At 39.1% G+C, this 17,415-nt stretch carries 9 protein-coding genes; 3 read left to right on the top strand and 6 right to left on the bottom strand.

Annotated elements, in window-relative coordinates; translation table 11 throughout:
• The first annotated feature begins 109 nt into the window (after positions 1–109).
• Entirely contained in the window at positions 110–1,231 is a 1,122-nt protein-coding gene (locus BN6556_RS11395; RefSeq protein WP_066191400.1) for a response regulator, read from the top strand.
• A gap of 275 nt (positions 1,232–1,506) precedes the next feature.
• On the opposite strand, the gene BN6556_RS21935 is transcribed toward BN6556_RS11395, so the two are convergent.
• The 5 genes from BN6556_RS21935 to groES form a co-directional block, all read right to left on the bottom strand.
• Entirely contained in the window at positions 1,507–10,743 is a 9,237-nt protein-coding gene (locus tag BN6556_RS21935; RefSeq protein WP_066191397.1) for a Cna B-type domain-containing protein, read from the bottom strand.
• Positions 10,744–10,990: 247 nt separating this feature from the next.
• Positions 10,991–11,410 (bottom strand): AbrB/MazE/SpoVT family DNA-binding domain-containing protein, encoded by a 420-nt coding sequence (locus BN6556_RS11385; protein WP_078060073.1) that lies wholly within the window; start codon positions 11,408–11,410, stop codon positions 10,991–10,993.
• On the bottom strand, positions 11,376–11,852 hold the full coding sequence (locus BN6556_RS11380; RefSeq protein WP_066191394.1) for an AbrB/MazE/SpoVT family DNA-binding domain-containing protein: 477 nt from the start codon (positions 11,850–11,852) through the stop codon (positions 11,376–11,378). Before BN6556_RS11380 ends, BN6556_RS11385 begins: the two co-directional genes overlap by 35 nt.
• A 1,441-nt stretch (positions 11,853–13,293) precedes the next feature.
• Positions 13,294–14,925: a chaperonin GroEL gene (gene groL / locus BN6556_RS11375; RefSeq protein ID WP_066191391.1), complete on the bottom strand. Its 1,632-nt coding sequence runs from the start codon at positions 14,923–14,925 to the stop codon at positions 13,294–13,296.
• Between the two features lie 60 nt (positions 14,926–14,985).
• Positions 14,986–15,270 carry a co-chaperone GroES gene (gene groES, locus BN6556_RS11370; RefSeq protein WP_066191389.1) on the bottom strand — a complete coding sequence of 95 codons (285 nt, stop codon included), beginning with the start codon at positions 15,268–15,270 and terminating at the stop codon, positions 14,986–14,988.
• A gap of 320 nt (positions 15,271–15,590) precedes the next feature.
• Here groES and BN6556_RS11365 point away from each other — a divergent pair, with 320 nt between their 5' ends.
• The gene (locus BN6556_RS11365) at positions 15,591–16,298 is read left to right on the top strand and encodes a CPBP family intramembrane glutamic endopeptidase (RefSeq protein ID WP_066191386.1); all 708 of its coding nucleotides are present in this window, start codon (positions 15,591–15,593) and stop codon (positions 16,296–16,298) included.
• Between the two features lie 7 nt (positions 16,299–16,305).
• Positions 16,306–16,512 carry a YdiK family protein gene (locus BN6556_RS11360; RefSeq protein ID WP_066191384.1) on the top strand — a complete coding sequence of 69 codons (207 nt, stop codon included), beginning with the start codon at positions 16,306–16,308 and terminating at the stop codon, positions 16,510–16,512.
• A gap of 52 nt (positions 16,513–16,564) precedes the next feature.
• Here BN6556_RS11360 and BN6556_RS11355 read toward each other — a convergent pair whose 3' ends face one another.
• Positions 16,565–17,233, bottom strand: a complete 669-nt coding sequence (locus BN6556_RS11355; protein ID WP_066191381.1) for a redox-sensing transcriptional repressor Rex — start codon at positions 17,231–17,233, stop codon at positions 16,565–16,567.
• Positions 17,234–17,415: the final 182 nt, after the last annotated feature.

The raw sequence follows: 17,415 nt of genomic DNA, 5'->3' as shown, positions 1-17,415 counted from the left end.
AATTAAAATATACTATACATTTTATTTGAGATTTGTTTACTACGATTATTTACTCATTTTATACTACCAGAGCAACATCAATCTCTCAAAAAGGTCAGGTGAATTTATCATGCGAGCTTTATTATTCGACGATGAACCCTTAGCCCTTGATTTCCTTGAACACCAGTTGAAAAAGACCAATCGAATAACACAAATGCACAAATTCCAAGATGCCAGTATTGAGCAGCGTGAATCGCTTATTCAACAAGCAGATATTGTGTTTTTGGATATTGAAATGCCTGGCATAAACGGTCTGGAATTAGCAGAACTTATTATCGAAATAAACCCAGCTATTAGTTTAGTTTTCGTCACGGCATATGATCAGTATGCCATAGAAGCATTTAAAATCCACGCCTTAGACTACTTACTTAAGCCAGTTGATGTGAAACGATTGAATGTCACCTTAAAACGAATTGATTATCTCATTGAAAGTCAAAGTAAACAAGTACCGGCTCACAAACATTTACATATTGACATCTTTCAAGATTTAAGGTTCCAATTTGCTGATGAAACGGAAACACGAAAAATAAAATGGCGTACATCGAAAACGAAAGAGTTATTTTTGTACTTATTACATCAGCAAGGACAAAGTGTATTGAAAAGCCAGCTGATTGAATTATTTTGGCCAGATATTGAGCTACAGAAAGCATATGCTCAACTCTATGTCACTATTTATCACATACGTAAAACACTTGGCAGTTTTAACAATCATATTACGATTACCAATATTCATGATGGTTACCTGTTAGAATTACATAGAGTCACGGTTGACCGTCTGGAGTGGGAGAAACAATTAAAAAAAGATACGTCTATTCGAGAAGATACCTTGAGTTATTATGAAGATTTATTAAAGACTTACCCTGGAAGTTATTTACACAATAATGATTATATATGGCTAGAAGCCGAACGATATAAAATAGAAAGAATATGGCTATCCAAGACTGTTAAACTAGCTAACTACTATTTTGACCATCATCAGTTGGATAAAGCGATTGAATGGTACACATACATTACGGAAATAAAACCTGATGATGAGACCATCGCCTGGAAATTAATGCGGTTATACGCTTCCTTGAATTATGGCATGCTTGTACATCATCATTATAAACTATTAAGATCAACCTTAAAAGATTTGGACGTTTCGATTCAACCGTCCATTAGGAAATGGTATCAGGAGTGGATGGAGAGCTGAAGCTGAGTTGATGTTTTATTTGTTGGTTAAGGTACTCCGTTGAGTCTTTGTAGCTAAGAATCTCAAGATAAAAACTTGTTGTGGTCGTCATTTTCGGAATGACGATCTTTTTTCGTGCTTTCGACGAGATTTTGGGCGTCATTTTTTCTGGTGGTAGTCAGAATATCCACGAAGTGATGAAGCTTTATTTGCCAACCTCCATCGTTTCATATTTCTAAGCCTATTTGAAGAAAAGCCCTCACCGCAATGGTAAGGGCTTTTCTGTCATCTCTTACTTAGGACTCTTTTCTGCGTTTGGCGATCAAGATGGATGCGCCGCCTAAGATTGTTAAAGCTAAACCGATTAGTAACAAATTGAAGGTGTTGGTTGCTGTCGCTGGCAATTCACCATCACCTGTTTCATCGGATCCTGGTTGATCAGTAGTGCTCTCGGTGTCCCCTTCACCTGGATCGGTTGTTTCTGGATCTTCAGGCTTAGTCGGTTCCTCTGGATCTCCAGGATCTGCTGGTTTCGCCGGATCTGCTGGATCAGGAGATTCTGGCTCTCCAAGTTCCTCTTTGACAAAACCAAAGTCTAGCGTTGGATCACGTTCTTCGTCTTCTGTTAAATGACGAGAAGTTGCAAACCAAGTAGAAGAGTCGATCGTGATATCATCGCCTACTCCTTCTAAGGTTGGTACATATCCCTCCAACGCCTTAGCTGATGCTTCTCGATCAATGCGAACAATATACGTATTATCGATCGGTAAATCGTTGAATGTATACCAGCCATCTTCATCGGTGGTGGTTGGTCCAACTAGATTACCGTACACATCGGTTACCGGATTACCATCTTCATCCTCAATCGTTAGTACCACACCTTCGATTGGGATGTCTGTTTCATCCTGCAAACCATTTTTGTTCTCATCGTACCAAACATAGTCGCCGACACTTACTTTCTTGGGACTGTTCACGATGATTACGTTGCTCGAATCTTTTACTTCGACAGAGCTCACATAGCCTGTAACTTCTTCTTCTTCAACGGTATAGTCAATTTCTTCTCCGTCGGCAAAGAGATCTAAGCCAGTAAAATCAGCTTGCCAGTTGTTCGATTTGTTTAACTCTCTAGAATCTACTTTTTCACCATCGGCTAATAAATTAATGGTAATAGCCTTTGGGCGTACCTCTTTATAATTACCGTCGTTCCAGTGTTTCACCACATTGATACTGGTTTGTTCTGGCGTATAACTGTTGGTGATATTCATGCCATCCATCGCAGCTGAATAACCTTCTACATTGTCTTCTTGAACGGTGTAATTAATTTCTTCGCCATTCTCAAGTTTTGGCTGATTGATAAACGCAAATGTCCAATCTGTTTCTGCTGTTACTTCAACAGAATCTACTTCTTTTCCATTTGCTAAAAGATGAACCATGATCGAATCTGGGCGTTTGCCATCTTGATTATCGGCATCATTCCATGTTTTCGTTCCTGATAGATCAGTTACTACTCTTACAAAGCCAAAGTCTAGGGTTGGGTCACGCTCTTCGTCTTCTGTTAGGTGACGAGAAGTGGCTTCCCATGTTGAGGAGTCAACTGCATTGTCGTCTCCTTCTTCATCCAACGTTGGTTCGTAATCTTGTAGAACGTCTGCCGATTTTTCACGATCAATGTGAACCGTATACGTATGATCTGCTGGTAAATCATCAAATGTATACCAGCCATTTTCATCCGTTGTGGTTGGTCCGACTAGCTCTCCGTACACATCGGTTACTGGATTACCGTCTTCATCTTCAATCGTTAATACAACACCTTCGACTGGAATGTCTGTGTCATCTTGCAGACCATCTCGGTTCTCATCGTACCAAACATAGTCGCCGACACTTACTCTCTTCGATTTAACGAAACCGAAATCTAAGGTTGGATCTCGTTCTTCGTCCTCTGTTAAGTGACGAGAAGTGGCTTCCCATGTTGAGGAGTCAACTGCATTGTCGTCTCCTTCTTCATGCAATGTTGGTTCGTAACCTCTTAAGGCGTCCTCCGATGCCTCACGATCAATGCGAACAGTGTACGTATGATCGATTGGCAGATTGTCGAATGTATACCAACCTTCATCATCAGTAGTGGTTGGTTCTACTGGATCACCATATACATCGGTTACTAGATTGCCATCTTCATCTTCAAGTGTTAATACAACACCTTCGACTGGAATGTCTGTATCATCTTGCAGACCATCTCGGTTTTCATCGAACCAGACGTAGTCGCCGACGCTTACTTTTTCAGGGCGGTTCACAATGACGACATTATTCAGATCTTTTACATCGACAGAGCTCACGTAGCCATCTACTTTTTCTTCGACAACGGTGTAATTAATTCCTTCGCCATTCTCGAATTTTGGCTGGTTTGTAAATACGAATGTCCAATCTGTTTCTGATGTTACTTCAACAGAATCTACTTTCTCTCCATTAGCTAAAAGATTAACGGTGATGGAGTCTGGACGTTGGTCATGGTGATTGTTACCATCATTCCATTCTTTCGTTCCTGCTAAATCAATTAGCTCTGGTTCATGGATATTAGTAATGATATAACCATCGGCTGCATTTCCGGTTGTTTCGGATTCATAACCATCCACGGTTAGTTCTTCCACCGTATAGTCGATTAATTCACCTTTTTTAAATTTATCTAGCTCGGTGATATTTGCTTGCCAGTTGTTGGATTCATTTAATTCGATGGAGGCGATTTTTTCGTCATCAGCAAATAAATTCACTGTAATCGAATCTGGACGAATACCATCTTGGTTATTGGCGTCATTCCATGTTTTAGAGATATTAATACTGGTTTGTTCTGGTGTGTGATGGTTGGTTAATATGATATTTCCATGATCCTCATCATTGACAGAAACTTCATAGCCGTCCGGTATAGATACTTCTTGAACCGTATAGTCAATTTCTTCTCCACCGTTTTGATAAGTGTCCAAACCTGACCACGTATGCATCCAATCATTTTCTGCAGACAAGGCAACTGTATCACCAATTGCGTCTTCTCCTGCATACAATTGAACTTCTACTTGTTCAGAACGGAGGCCATCTTGATTATCGTTATCTTGCCAGCCTTTGGTAACGGTGACCGAAGTTTGTTCTGGTGTATAAGCATTAGTGATTATTCGTTCATCATCTTCACTTATTTCTATTTCTGTGGAATAACCTTCCACTGTATCTTCGGTTACACGATAACCAATTTCTTCACCTTGGTTACGGTTTTTTGGTAAATTTTCAAAGGTATGGGTCCAATTGTTTTCTTCATTTAATTCAACAGTATCAACGACTTCTGATCGATCATTGATAACTTGTACTGTTACATTGTCTGGACGGACTCCATCTTGATCCTCTGCATCATTCCATTCTTTGGTAACAGGGATGTCTACTGTATCTAGCGTGCGGTTGTTTGTAATCAGCACATTGCCATTTTGTTCTGTTACTGTCGGTTCTTCATAGCCTTCTGGGATTTCTGTTTCTTCCACCGTATAATGGATTGGCTCACCGTTTTGGTTAACATTCAATTCGGTCCATGTATGGGTCCAATCATTTTCTTGTGATAAACGAACAGGGTTTCCAGCAGGTTCTTCATCAGCGAATAATTGAACGGTGACATTATCTGGACGAACACCATCTTGGTTGTCACCATCTTCCCAGCCTTTTACAACAGTTAATGATTTTTGTTCTGGTGTATAACTGTTGATGATGACAAATCCATCTGCTTGTTTTTCGGTAGTTACAGAGTAGCCTTCAATGGCATCTTCTGTCACACGATATTCGATTTCATTACCGTCTTGGTATTTAGGTAAGTCTTCAAATACATGAGACCAATTACCATCTTCGTCTGGAGTTACTTCTGCTGTTTTAACAATTTCAGAAGCTCCATTGACAACGTTAAGCGTGATACTGTCTGGTCGATTGCCATCTTGGTTATTGGCGTCATCCCATTCCTTTTCTACCGGGATATTAATCAATTCCGGCTCATAATTGTTGGTAATCGTAATAGCACCGTGATTTTCATCGTTTATTTCCGACTCATATCCTGTTGGAACATCGACTTCCTTGACAGTATATTCAATCGTTTCCCCGCCATCACGGTTCGCATCTAAACCAGACCATGTATAGGACCAGTTATCTCCTGCTGTAACGAGCACCGTATTTCCTAATGGTTCACCGTCTGCGAGCAATTGAACGCGAATGCTGTCTGGACGCTCGCCATCTTGATTATTGGCATCGTCCCAGAGTTTATTGACGGTAACCGAAGTCTGCTCTGGCGTATGTTCATTCGTTACGGTAAATGTTCCATCACTATTATTAGAAATAGAAGTGGAATAATCTTCTACCGTATCCTCTGCTATGCTGTATGCGATTTCTACGCCGTCACGATATTTTGGTAAATTCTCAAAGACGTGCGACCAATTACCATCTTCATCTGCTGTTATTTCTTCGCTTGCTACAAATTCTGAATGATCATTATCATACAGATGGATCGTAATGCTGTCTGGACGTTCACCATCTTGATTATTGGCATCGTCCCAAGCTTTTTCCACCGTAATATCTGTTACTTCTGGTGTGTAGCTGTTTGTGATGGTATAACCATCTTCAGCATTTCCGCCAACGGCACTTTCATACTCATCCGGAACATTGGATTCCGCAACGGTATATTCAATCTGTTCTCCATCTTGATACTCATCTAAATCAGTAAACGAAGCTTCCCAATTGTTTGATTCATTCAAGATGATATTTCGAGATGTTTCTTCTCCATCTGCCAACAGGTTTACTCTAATGCCATCCGGACGATTGCCATCCTGATTATTAGCGTCATCCCAAACTTTTTCTACCGGGATATCTACTTTACCTGGTGTATAGCTGTTTGTGATGACAAACCCGTCTGTAGCATCACCAGTAACATCACTCTCATACTCCTCTGGCACATTTACTTCTTCAACGGTGTAGATAATTGCAGACCCACTGTTATCAAACTCTGGCAGTTCTGTAAAAGAAGCTTGCCATTCATTGTCATTACTCAGCGTGATGTTTTCCTTATCTGTTTCCTCACCATTTGCAAAGAGTGCGACTTCAACCGATTCTGGACGATTACCATCCTGATCTTCTGCATCCACCCATGATTTTTCGACGGAAATATCCGTGGTTGGAGATACGTATTCATTGGTAATCGTTAATCCATCATCGGAAACAGATTTTTCGTAGTTGTCTGGAACATTGACTTCATCGACGATATATTCGTACGCATTGCCATCGATATCGGTTCTATCAAGATCATACCACGTATATTCTGTTTCACTGTCTTCCAAGGTTACCGGATCGCCAAGTGCTTCTCCATCTCTGTATAATTGCAGCTCGATGGATTCAGGGCGTTGATTTTCACCGCCTTGCCATTCTTTCGTGCCTGTTACGTTGATTTTTTCCTTGGTGTTTTCGAAGGTATTCGATACAATGTTCTCTTCATTGTTATTATAAGCTGTGTCAACAACAAATTCTATTTCATCTTCTGAGAGAACATATCCTGCTGGTGCGTCTTCTTCTACTAGATAATAAGTTCTAAGTGGTAGATTTCCAATTTCAAGAACACCATCTACTGTCGTAAATGCCTCTTCTTGTGTATATTGAACTCTTTCCCCATTTAGCTCATACCATAAGGTGAAGGTCGCTTCGTTGGTAATTGTTTCTTCAGTCTCCGCATCTATTTTCGCAACACTTAAGGCGCCTCTATTCGCTGCCCATTCACCGCCTGCGTCAGAAAATTGCCTAGCATTTAATTGATTAGATTCTTGCTCTTGTCTCTCAATAGAGGTTCCATCTAAAGAGATTTTATTACCAATATTACCATCCGTTTCAGTTACAACCGTAGTATACCGTAAGACTAAGGTGTCTTTTAAATCTTCAGTCATGTCGATAACTAGGTTTGTTTCACCAGTAAGTTCATCATTTTCATCCGTTATCGCTACAACTTCAAGGTCATAATCAATACCTTCTTCTAAGGCATTTTCTTGATCATGTGATCTGAAAATTTCAAGACTATCTTCTTTATAAACATGCCCTGCACTAATGGTATCTGTAATCACAGCATTCTGAATAATGGATAGACTTTCGTTGACTGTTGCTTCCCACTCCACTTCATCACCGGTAAATACTTGATTACCATCTAAACCGATTGTACTTTTCTTCAAGAAGTCATTATGCTCATTGTAGTTGATAGTGGCTTCATAATGATAAGGTTCACCTTCAACCTCAACTATTGCGTTGTTAATATAATTTGATTCTGAGATATCTGGTACGGATGTAGTGAATTCAATTACATATCTTTCGGTTACTTCGTTGTTAAAAGTGATGGTGAACTCGTTTCCATTCACTACTACTGAATATTCGCTCGGGCTCAGTACATTATCTGTAATAGTAGTTTCACCATTAGCATCTACATCATAAACAGAAATTCGAATACGATCTGCATCGATCTCCCCTGTATAACCTAAGGTATCAGTAATGCTGACATTTTCTCCAAGGTCTTGTTGCTGATAGTTTGTGTATAGTTGCCAAGCAATTCTTCTTTCATTACCGCTAACCCAATCATTCTCTTCAACTATGTTACCTTCACTGTCTACACTAATTAATTGCCCTTCTTTTTTACCACTGTTCCAAGAGTCTACTCTTACTGTTGTATCAGCACTACGAGTTTCATCAATGGGATTATCATTTTCCGTATCGCCATTAAAATTAACACGATTATGATATACTCTATCTTGCTCTCCATCACGCACATGTGGATCTAATGTATTTCCATCAACTACTCTTTGCGGGTCATAAGAAGTTGTATAATTCACAACTAATTGCCCACCATCTAATGGTAATGCATTAGCTAGAAATTCGATAGTAAAACCTTTGTGATAGCCAGTTTCACCATCTTCTGTTCGAGGGACAAGCGTATAATCTGTACCTTCTACAAGTGACTCTCCAGCATGTTGCACTTCGACTGAACCTGGTAATAAAATCATCCCCCTATTAGGGAAAGTATCTTCTATTACTAATGAATCGATTGCTTCTCTTCTAGGGTTTACAGTTAGTTGCCAATCCATTGTTTTCTGGTTGTAGGCTATTCCTGCAAAACTTTTATCATACGTGTTTCCTTCTGGTCGGATTTCTGCATTACTATTTTCTCCGTCTTCACCAATACCATCACCTATCATGCCAACGCTATTATTAAAATTATTGATAGTGAAATCGGTAATTGCAGTGGTGTATTCAATTTTAAGATGTTTTGTACCGACATTTCCTAAGTTGATTTCCACTGCTGTTCCACCATCGGCGTCAGGGTTAATTTCAATGTCGTTTGGAATATATATTGCCTCATTCTCGTCTCTGATCACAATGTCATCAGCTGTAATGGCTAATCCTCCTGGAATTAAATCTGTTAACACAACATTTCCAATTGAATGGCCCGCTTCATTGACATGAATGGTCCAGGTAACTGTTTTGTTATCATAATCTACATTGGAAGCCCCTACTTTACGAAGAACAGGATCTCTCACAATGTTAACTGTTGCGTCATCATTATTTAATTCATCTTCACCATCTTTTAAAGTTACCTCATTTTGGAAACCATTTTCTCTTTGATAATCACTATCATTAACTTCTGACCAATTAACATTTGATTTAAACTTAATTCGATAGGTGTCATCTTGCCCTAATGCACCTAAGTTTATCGGGAATTCTGTAAATAAATTCTCATGGGGGTCTCCTTCACTCCAAGTATCTCCGTTTTGTGTAATTCTTACTACTTCAATACTGTTTGGGTCTACGGTTAAACCCTCAGGCAAGCTATCTTCTACAATTGCTTCACGAATGATACTTCCATTTTTATTGACATCAATTTGCCACTGAATAACATCGCTATCTTCAACTTGCCAGCCATCCTTTTCAATTGGATTACTTCTTGTTAATCCATCAATGGTAGCATCGGCAGGTAAACTTTCTTCACCGTATTCAAAAGTGGCCTCATTGGTAAATGATTCTGCTGCATAATTTTCAATAGTTGTTGTATACTGCACGCGATAACCATTAAAAGGTGCAACATTGCCTAAATCAATTGGAAATGCAGATGGATTTAGCGTAGATGTTACATCGTCACCTTCTCTTATATCTCCATCATACCCTACACTTAACTCATGAATCACAAAATCTCTAGCTTCTCCTAATCCATCGGGAATGTTATCCGCTAATGTTGCGTCTGTTATCTCTTCATCATTGGTATTGATCACATCGATTGTCCAGGTGACCTCTCTTGCATCATGCTCTGTATCAGGATGTCCTTCCTTGTCAATACCACTGTGGTCTATATTTGGTTTTGCAATAACGGTTATATTATTTTCGTGACCGTCATTAAATGGAATTTCTTGTTCAATATTTTCTCTAAATTTCTCCATATTGAACTCTAAACCAAGGTTGACAAATCCATTTTGAACGTCGGAAGTTTCAATGCCTTCATTAAACTCAAATTTTAGAACACCATTTTCAACATGGTAAGTTCCTACGTTTGTTCCATCAACTATGAGATCTTGAGTTGGTGTAGTTACCATTTTAAAGGCATCAGAAAGTTCGATTTCTGCTGTATCACCAGCTTGAGCATTAAGTCCCTGTGTATGCCAACTAAATCTAAGGTCAGCGATGGTACCATCTGCTATTTCAATAATATCTCCGTCTCCAACAACACCATTATCAATTGTAAGAGATTCAAAAGTAAAGATATTACCTAATGCTCTAAGTGGCTGAATGCTTGAAGTTCCAATGTCTGGTATATCCTCTGTCTGATCTACATCCGCCTCAACCTCTTCAAACTCAGATTTGGTAGTTTCTTCGGCTTCTTTGTTCTCATTATTTGCTTCTTCCCCTGTTACTTCTTGCTCTGTTTTTTCAGTTTCTGAAGATTCTTGCTCCTCCACACCTTCTTCTTCTACATTTTCCTCTGTTCCTTCTGCTTCTGATACTGGTGTTTCTTCTTCAAAACCGCTCTCTTCCTGCCCTGTTACTTCATCTTCTTCCTCTGCAGCGGGATCTTGCTCTTCCACAGCTTCTTCTGCTTCTGCATTGGTTTCTTCTACAGCTTCTGGTTCGTCAACGGTTAATACTAACGTCCCTTCCGCTTCAGGATAATCCAATGCGGCTTCTGAAAAAGTAACAGAAATAGATTGTCCGTCTACGCTATAATCGGCAATCTCTGTTTCTTCGGCTGTTAAATTGCCGTCCTCTACTTCAAGGGCAATTGGTGATTCTAACGCAATCAAATCGCCTGGGATTATCTCTTGATCAGCTAACGACCAATCAATATGTAATTCCCGGCCATCCGACGTTTCCACTACGGCAGGTTCTTGAAAAATCGAATTCTGCGATTCCTGTGCCTGCACGAGTTGTGCCGGAAGCATACCCGAAGCGGCTGTCTGGATCAACAGCAAGAAAATCAGCCATAAACTCAGATATTTTTTCAAAGCCTAATCTCCTTTCTTCTTAAAAGTAATGTAAGTTAGTACTCTTCTAGTCTATCTTTGTGAACTTTCCAACTTCTAAACAATCAATGAACATTATGTCTGTTTCATAGGTCATAAGACTCCTTTTTTGTTTATTGAACATCAAAAGTACTCTTTTCTGTTAAAAAAAGAGCAAACTCTAGACAGAAGATATACTATTTTCCACAGCTACTGTCGGCATAATCTCGGCTTATCGAAAAGTAGATAGCTAGTCTTCCAATAATTGCTGTAAATCTTGATAAAGGATTTCTAATCCTTCTTGGCTAACTTGAAGCTGACCATTCAATAGCGGAAAGACAGGTTCATCCGTTTTACCAGTTACCTGGCATCTTGCATGTGTAACTTTCTTCAAGCCAATGCGATTAGCTTGCGTGTAAAATTCCACATGGTCTCCTGGATGCAGGCCATACTCTATCCTTAATTGATAAGGGATTAACAGGCGGCCGAGCCGATCCAATTTTCGTGCATCGGATTGTTCTCCACTAGCTTGTTCAATGATCAGAAAACCCTTTTTATAGCTGCAAGCTAATGGCGTATTGACCTGAAAGTTAAAGTGTTCTCTAACTAATGACGGAATGACTAATCGACCTAAATCATCCATTTGTTTTATGACGCCGATTGGTTTCATCACCGATCACCTGCCAGTCTTCCTGATTTTGTAGTAAGTTCTTGACTTCATCGATTAGCATCGCTGCACCTGGTTTACTAATAGGTATGTTTCCATTACCTACATAGTAGATTTCACCCTTGGTATTGCCTGTTACCACGCATTTCACTGCTTTCCTAATCACAATATAATTCCCTTCTAGCGTGATCGTTAAATAATCATCCTTGGAAATATGTAGATATTTGCGCAATTCCATCGGGATATTAACCCTGCCAAGTTCATCGATTTTCGTTTGCATGCTTGTCGCAAAAAGATTATAGTCTGGCTTACTGAGAATAATCTCACTTTCCTCTAAGCTGATTTGTAATGTATCTCCCTTAGAGACGCCATACATATCACGAATTTGATACGGTATAACCACTCTCCCTTTGATTGATTTCTTGGTTATCTCTGTACTTTTCATATGCCCAACCTGCCTTTATTCACTGTGTCTTTATCATATGAAAAGCATCTATACATTTTCTTATCAAAATTTCTTCGTTCTGACTAAAAACTGAATCAATAGTCATTTTTTATTACTCTTTTTTGCCTAGATCATTTCTGTTTCATATGTTTAAATGGTGATACTTCAGTGTTTTATCTGTAAAACCATTACCTTAGAAAAAATGATAATGAATTTTTAATATGTAGAACGCAAACGTTTTTATATGCTATTCGAATCATTTATTTGGATTTTTATGGTTTAACGCTAATGTTAATAGATGTTTTATTTGGTTGAAGGTGGTTGGGTGTGAGATAAGTTATTATAATGTTTTAAGAAAATTCATTATTTTTCGTTTTATCGGCCTCTCGTCCTCTTTTAGAAATTTGCAAAATAATAAAGCCACCTTTTTTTAGGTGACTTTTGAATATAGGTGGTAGCATGCCGGACATGATGTAAGTGCATGCCAATCATTCTCATTTCTTATAAACGATACCTTAAAACAATAATGTAAGATCACATTGATTATGGAACGGAACATGACAAGGATTTTTTTGTATACAGAGAGTGACTATCACAGGAGATCATTTAATTGCAATACCATTAATACCATTGTCCTATACTTATCCGTATTTTTCTCACGTGTTATAAAACCTAAATTCTCATACCATCCTACGCTACTATTTAAAGCTTCTACTGTAATAAAAACACAGCCAGAAATATTAGCGATTTCAAAACAAGAATGATAATGAACTACTCGCAAACATCGGAAAATCATTTGACTTAGATTTTGGTAAGCAATACAGATCATTAGGCGTGATCAAAAAAACGTAGAAAACCCAATACAACTTTGACAAATAGAATCAGCCTAAAAATCAGTATTCATCATGTGTTCAAGCTGTTCTTTATTCATTCAACAGCATCATTTAAGGTGGAAGTGTTGTGGGCTATCTTTATTTTTTGGTTGTTACATTATCTACGCTTCGTCTTATAAGTCTGCGGATATCGAAGCTTTAGTAAACCTCTATCTACTAATGGTTTAATGTATGGTCTTCTAAAATTAGCTGCTTCACGATCTAAGAGCACGGATCACTCTCTTACCGTTAAAAATTAATGGATCTCTGAATTATCTGCGGTTCCCCCCGTGTTAGTTACGCTATCCCTTGTGACTTTTCTGTTTTGAATGTTCCCAATTAATAAAGGCTCAAATATCAGAAAGTTCATAAACAGTGCCTGACCCTAGACCTCTATCTTAAATAGTCCTTCATGAACTAGATCATTTAGTAATTTACGAATATCTTGCGGGGATTTATCTGTAAGCAAATTTAATCAACAAAAAAGTCCGCCTCCCGTTATTTTAATGAAAGAATAACGAGAAATGGACTTTTCAAATCTTATCTTTTTAGAGCAATGCTACTTCCCATTACATCATGCCCGGCATTCCGCCGCCCATGCCGCCCATGTCAGGGGCTGCGCCGCCGCCTTCTTCTGGAATGTCAGCTACTACTGCTTCTGTTGTTAAGAACATGGCAGATACACTAGCTGCATTTTGCAAGGCAGAGCGTGTTACTTTGGTAGGGTCAAGGATACCGGCTTCCACCATATTCACCCATTCGCCTGTTGCGGCGTTAAAGCCTACACCTACTTCTTCGCCTTTTAAGCGTTCAACAATAATAGAACCTTCTAGTCCAGCGTTTTCAGCGATTTGACGAACTGGTGATTCTAATGCATGTAATACGATGTTCGCACCAGTTGCTTCATCACCTTCGAGTTCTAGTTCCGCTACTTTCGCGTAAACGTTAAGCAGTGCCGTACCACCACCGGAAACCATACCTTCCTCTACTGCAGCACGTGCAGAGTTTAAAGCGTCCTCAATGCGCAACTTACGTTCTTTCAATTCCGTTTCTGTCGCAGCACCGACTTTCACTACTGCTACACCGCCAGAAAGCTTAGCTAGACGTTCTTGTAATTTCTCTTTATCAAAGTCAGAAGTTGTTTCTTCTACTTGTGCACGTAATTGAGCAACACGAGCAGCGATTTGTTCTGGGTCACCAGATCCTTCTACAACCGTTGTATTATCTTTTGTAACGATAACTTTAGAAGCACGGCCAAGTTGTTCAATCGTTGTGTTTTTCAAGTCTAAAGCAAGGTCTTCTGTGATTACTTCTGCGCCTGTTAATACAGCAATATCTTCAAGCATTGCCTTACGACGGTCACCAAATCCAGGAGCCTTCACAGCAACAGCATTAAATGTACCGCGTAATTTGTTTAATACTAAGGTAGCAAGAGCTTCCCCTTCTACATCTTCTGCAATTAAAAGAAGCGGCTTACCTTGTTGTACCACTTGCTCTAGTACGGGTAATACTTCCTGAATATTATTAATCTTCTTATCCGTGATCAAAATATATGGATCTTCTAGCTCTGCTTCCATCTTATCTTGGTCGGTCACCATATATGGAGAGGCATAACCACGGTCAAACTGCATACCTTCCACTACTTCTAATTCGGTGTTAAAACCTTTGGACTCTTCAATCGTAATGACACCATCGTTACCAACGCGCTCCATGGCTTCAGCGATAAACTGACCTACTTCCTCATCAGAAGAAGAAATCGAAGCTACTTGTGCAATCGACTCTCTTCCTTCCACTGGGTTGGAGATGTTGCGCAATTCTTTCGTTGCTATTTCAACTGCTTGCTCAATTCCGCGACGAACGCCTACTGGGTTAGCACCGGAAGCCACGTTCTTCAATCCTTCTTGGATCATTGCCTGTGCAAGAACTGTTGCAGTGGTTGTACCATCACCAGCTACATCATTTGTTTGAGAAGCAACCTCTGAAACTAGTTGTGCACCCATATTTTCAAAGGAATCTTCTAATTCGATTTCTTTGGCAATGGTAACACCATCATTTGTAATAAGTGGAGATCCGAATTTTTTATCTAATACAACGTTACGTCCTTTTGGTCCTAATGTTACTTTTACTGCATTTGCCAGTGTGTCCACCCCGCGCAGCATCGCACGACGAGCGTCTTCACTAAATTTTAATTCCTTAGCCATAATGAAAAAACCTCCTTAAATTTTTGAACTATGTTATTTTAAATAAGTGTTCTTCGTCCTTTAGCCAATAACAGCTAATACATCATTTTCACGAAGAATTAAGTAATCTTTTCCTTCATACTTCACTTCAGTTCCAGCGAATTTAGAGAAAATAATGGTATTGCCTTCTTCTACCTCTGGTGCAATCTTTTCTCCGTGTTCTGTTACACGTCCTGAACCAACAGCTACCACCTTACCTTCTTGTGGTTTTTCTTGCGCAGAATCTGGAAGAACAATTCCACTTGCCGTTTTTTCTTCTTGCTCTACAAGTTCGATAATGACACGATCACCTAATGGTTTAAGCATCTTTTATGTTACCTCCTTGATTTTCTCATTCATTTTGTTTTATTAGCACTCATTCAAGAGGAGTGCTAACACAATTATTATAATAATGAAAACTTCACTTTTTTGCAAGTATTTTAATTTTATTTTTTTAAATAGGAAAAAAGCAATACCTACTCAGCCACCTGCAACATCACTACATGGATTGCATGAATGATGGGCTGTTTGTTCTCATATACTTTAAAAGTTGAAACCACCTACAGACATACTAGTTCAATTTCACGCAGGTTATGTGTTAAAATATTTAGCATGGGTTAAAAAGAATCTAAAGGAGACGTTTGACTTTGGAGAAAAAATATATTTATGTGATTTTAACGTATATCATCATGCAGTTATCTGCTTATCTGGCATTACCGTTTCTTCCTCAGATTGAAGATCCTGCAGCATTTACAGTTGGCTGGTCGGTGGTGACTTTTGCATTAGCCTTGCTGTTATCCCTTTATTTATTGCGAGATGAAATAAAGGAATTCTTCCAACTGAGACAAAAAAAGATTGGTTCCATTGTGCTATGGTCCGTGTTAGGATTTATTATGGTCATGCTGGCGCAATATGCAGCCGTTGCTATTGAAGCCCTTGTATTCGGAATTCCACCTGGCTCAGAAAATACGATGAACTTAAGCAATATCGCCCGGCAGTCGCCAATCTTTATTATGATTATTGCCATCTTAGGGCCTATTCTGGAGGAATTGGTATTTCGTAAGGCGATTTTTGGTACACTTTATAAACGAATGAATTTCTTCTTTGCAGCATTATTATCTGGTGTTGTTTTCGCGGTCGTTCATATGGATTTTAGCCATATCCTAATTTATACCGCTGTAGCAATGGTGTTATCCTTTATCTATGTAGAAACAAAACGGATCCTTGTACCTATTATTGTTCATATGTCGATGAACACCATCGCCATTATTGCCCAGCTATCAATTGACCCGGAAGAATTAGAAGAACAAATGAAACAATTAAATGACTTAATGCTCATACTCATTGGGGGATAATCATCACATGCGTATTTCACCATTACGCTCTGCTATCTTTTATTTCGCTTTAGGGATATTATTTACTTTTTTGGCGATAAGATTTGTGGAGGATACAGTCTTTAACTTTTTTACAATATTATTAGTGATCTTTGCAACCATCGACTTTGTATTAGCGATTCGCTTGGTTGGCCTACACCGACGCATCAAGCAGGAAAAACGCAAAAAAAAATAACACAAAAAATGGAGTAGGACCAAGCATCAGCCTGTCCTACTCCATTTTTTTATTACGTACGTGTCTTTTTTCTACCTTGCTTTGGTTCTTCTTCCAACGGGTAATGCTTCATGAAATAGACTAAAGACTGTAATTCAATCGCTAAATCGATATGATGTACCCGGACATGGTCCGGTACCGTAATCCTTGCTGGCGTAAAGTTCAGAATACCGTTTACCCCTAACTCCACTAAACGATCGGTCATTTGCTGCGCCTCCGACACAGGAACAGTCAGAATGGCTACAGAAATATCTTCTAGCTCTTTCTCCAAGTCATCGATATGATGCACCTGAATATTACCTACCTGTGTCCCTACCTTGTCATGGTCCGCATCAAATGCCATGTCAATTCTTGTATTATTATTCTTAGTAAAGTTATAATTAAGGAAGGCCGTACCCAAATTCCCCACACCGACTAAGGCAACAGGAGTACTTTCATCTTGATCTAACGTTTTACGGAAGAAACCAAGCAAATACTCGACATTATAGCCGTATCCTTTTTTTCCTAATGCACCAAAATAGGAAAAATCTCGTCGAATCGTTGCAGAATCCACCTTTATAGCCTCGCTTAATTCTTTGGAAGATACACGTGATTTTCCTTGGATATGCAAATTATTTAAAAAACGATAATACAGTGGTAAACGTTTCGCTGTAGCTTGTGGTATTTTATTTTGATTTGGCATCACTGATTCTCCTTACTTTCGATTAGTGAATGTGAGGTATCCTCATGAAGACTGATTCACCTATCTCTATTCTAACAGAAAAACACAGAAAAGTCGTGAACTATTTCACTAAGTAATCAATCGGTCACATTGCAGGACGAAGCTCTTTACGATAGAGCGAGACTTATCAGGATGTTACCAAC

The organism is Gracilibacillus timonensis, from assembly GCF_900086715.1.
Taxonomy (GTDB): domain Bacteria; phylum Bacillota; class Bacilli; order Bacillales; family Amphibacillaceae; genus Gracilibacillus; species Gracilibacillus timonensis.
This window is presented reverse-complemented; position numbering and strand designations above follow the sequence as displayed.

Coding starts and splice junctions, on each gene's coding strand:
- BN6556_RS11395 (WP_066191400.1), top strand. CDS start 110: ATGCGAGCTTTATTATTCGACGATGAACCCTTAGCCCTTGATTTCCTT.
- BN6556_RS11385 (WP_078060073.1), bottom strand. CDS start 11,410: ATGAAACCAATCGGCGTCATAAAACAAATGGATGATTTAGGTCGATTA.
- BN6556_RS11380 (WP_066191394.1), bottom strand. CDS start 11,852: ATGAAAAGTACAGAGATAACCAAGAAATCAATCAAAGGGAGAGTGGTT.
- groL (WP_066191391.1), bottom strand. CDS start 14,925: ATGGCTAAGGAATTAAAATTTAGTGAAGACGCTCGTCGTGCGATGCTG.
- groES (WP_066191389.1), bottom strand. CDS start 15,270: ATGCTTAAACCATTAGGTGATCGTGTCATTATCGAACTTGTAGAGCAA.
- BN6556_RS11360 (WP_066191384.1), top strand. CDS start 16,306: ATGCGTATTTCACCATTACGCTCTGCTATCTTTTATTTCGCTTTAGGG.
- BN6556_RS11355 (WP_066191381.1), bottom strand. CDS start 17,233: ATGCCAAATCAAAATAAAATACCACAAGCTACAGCGAAACGTTTACCA.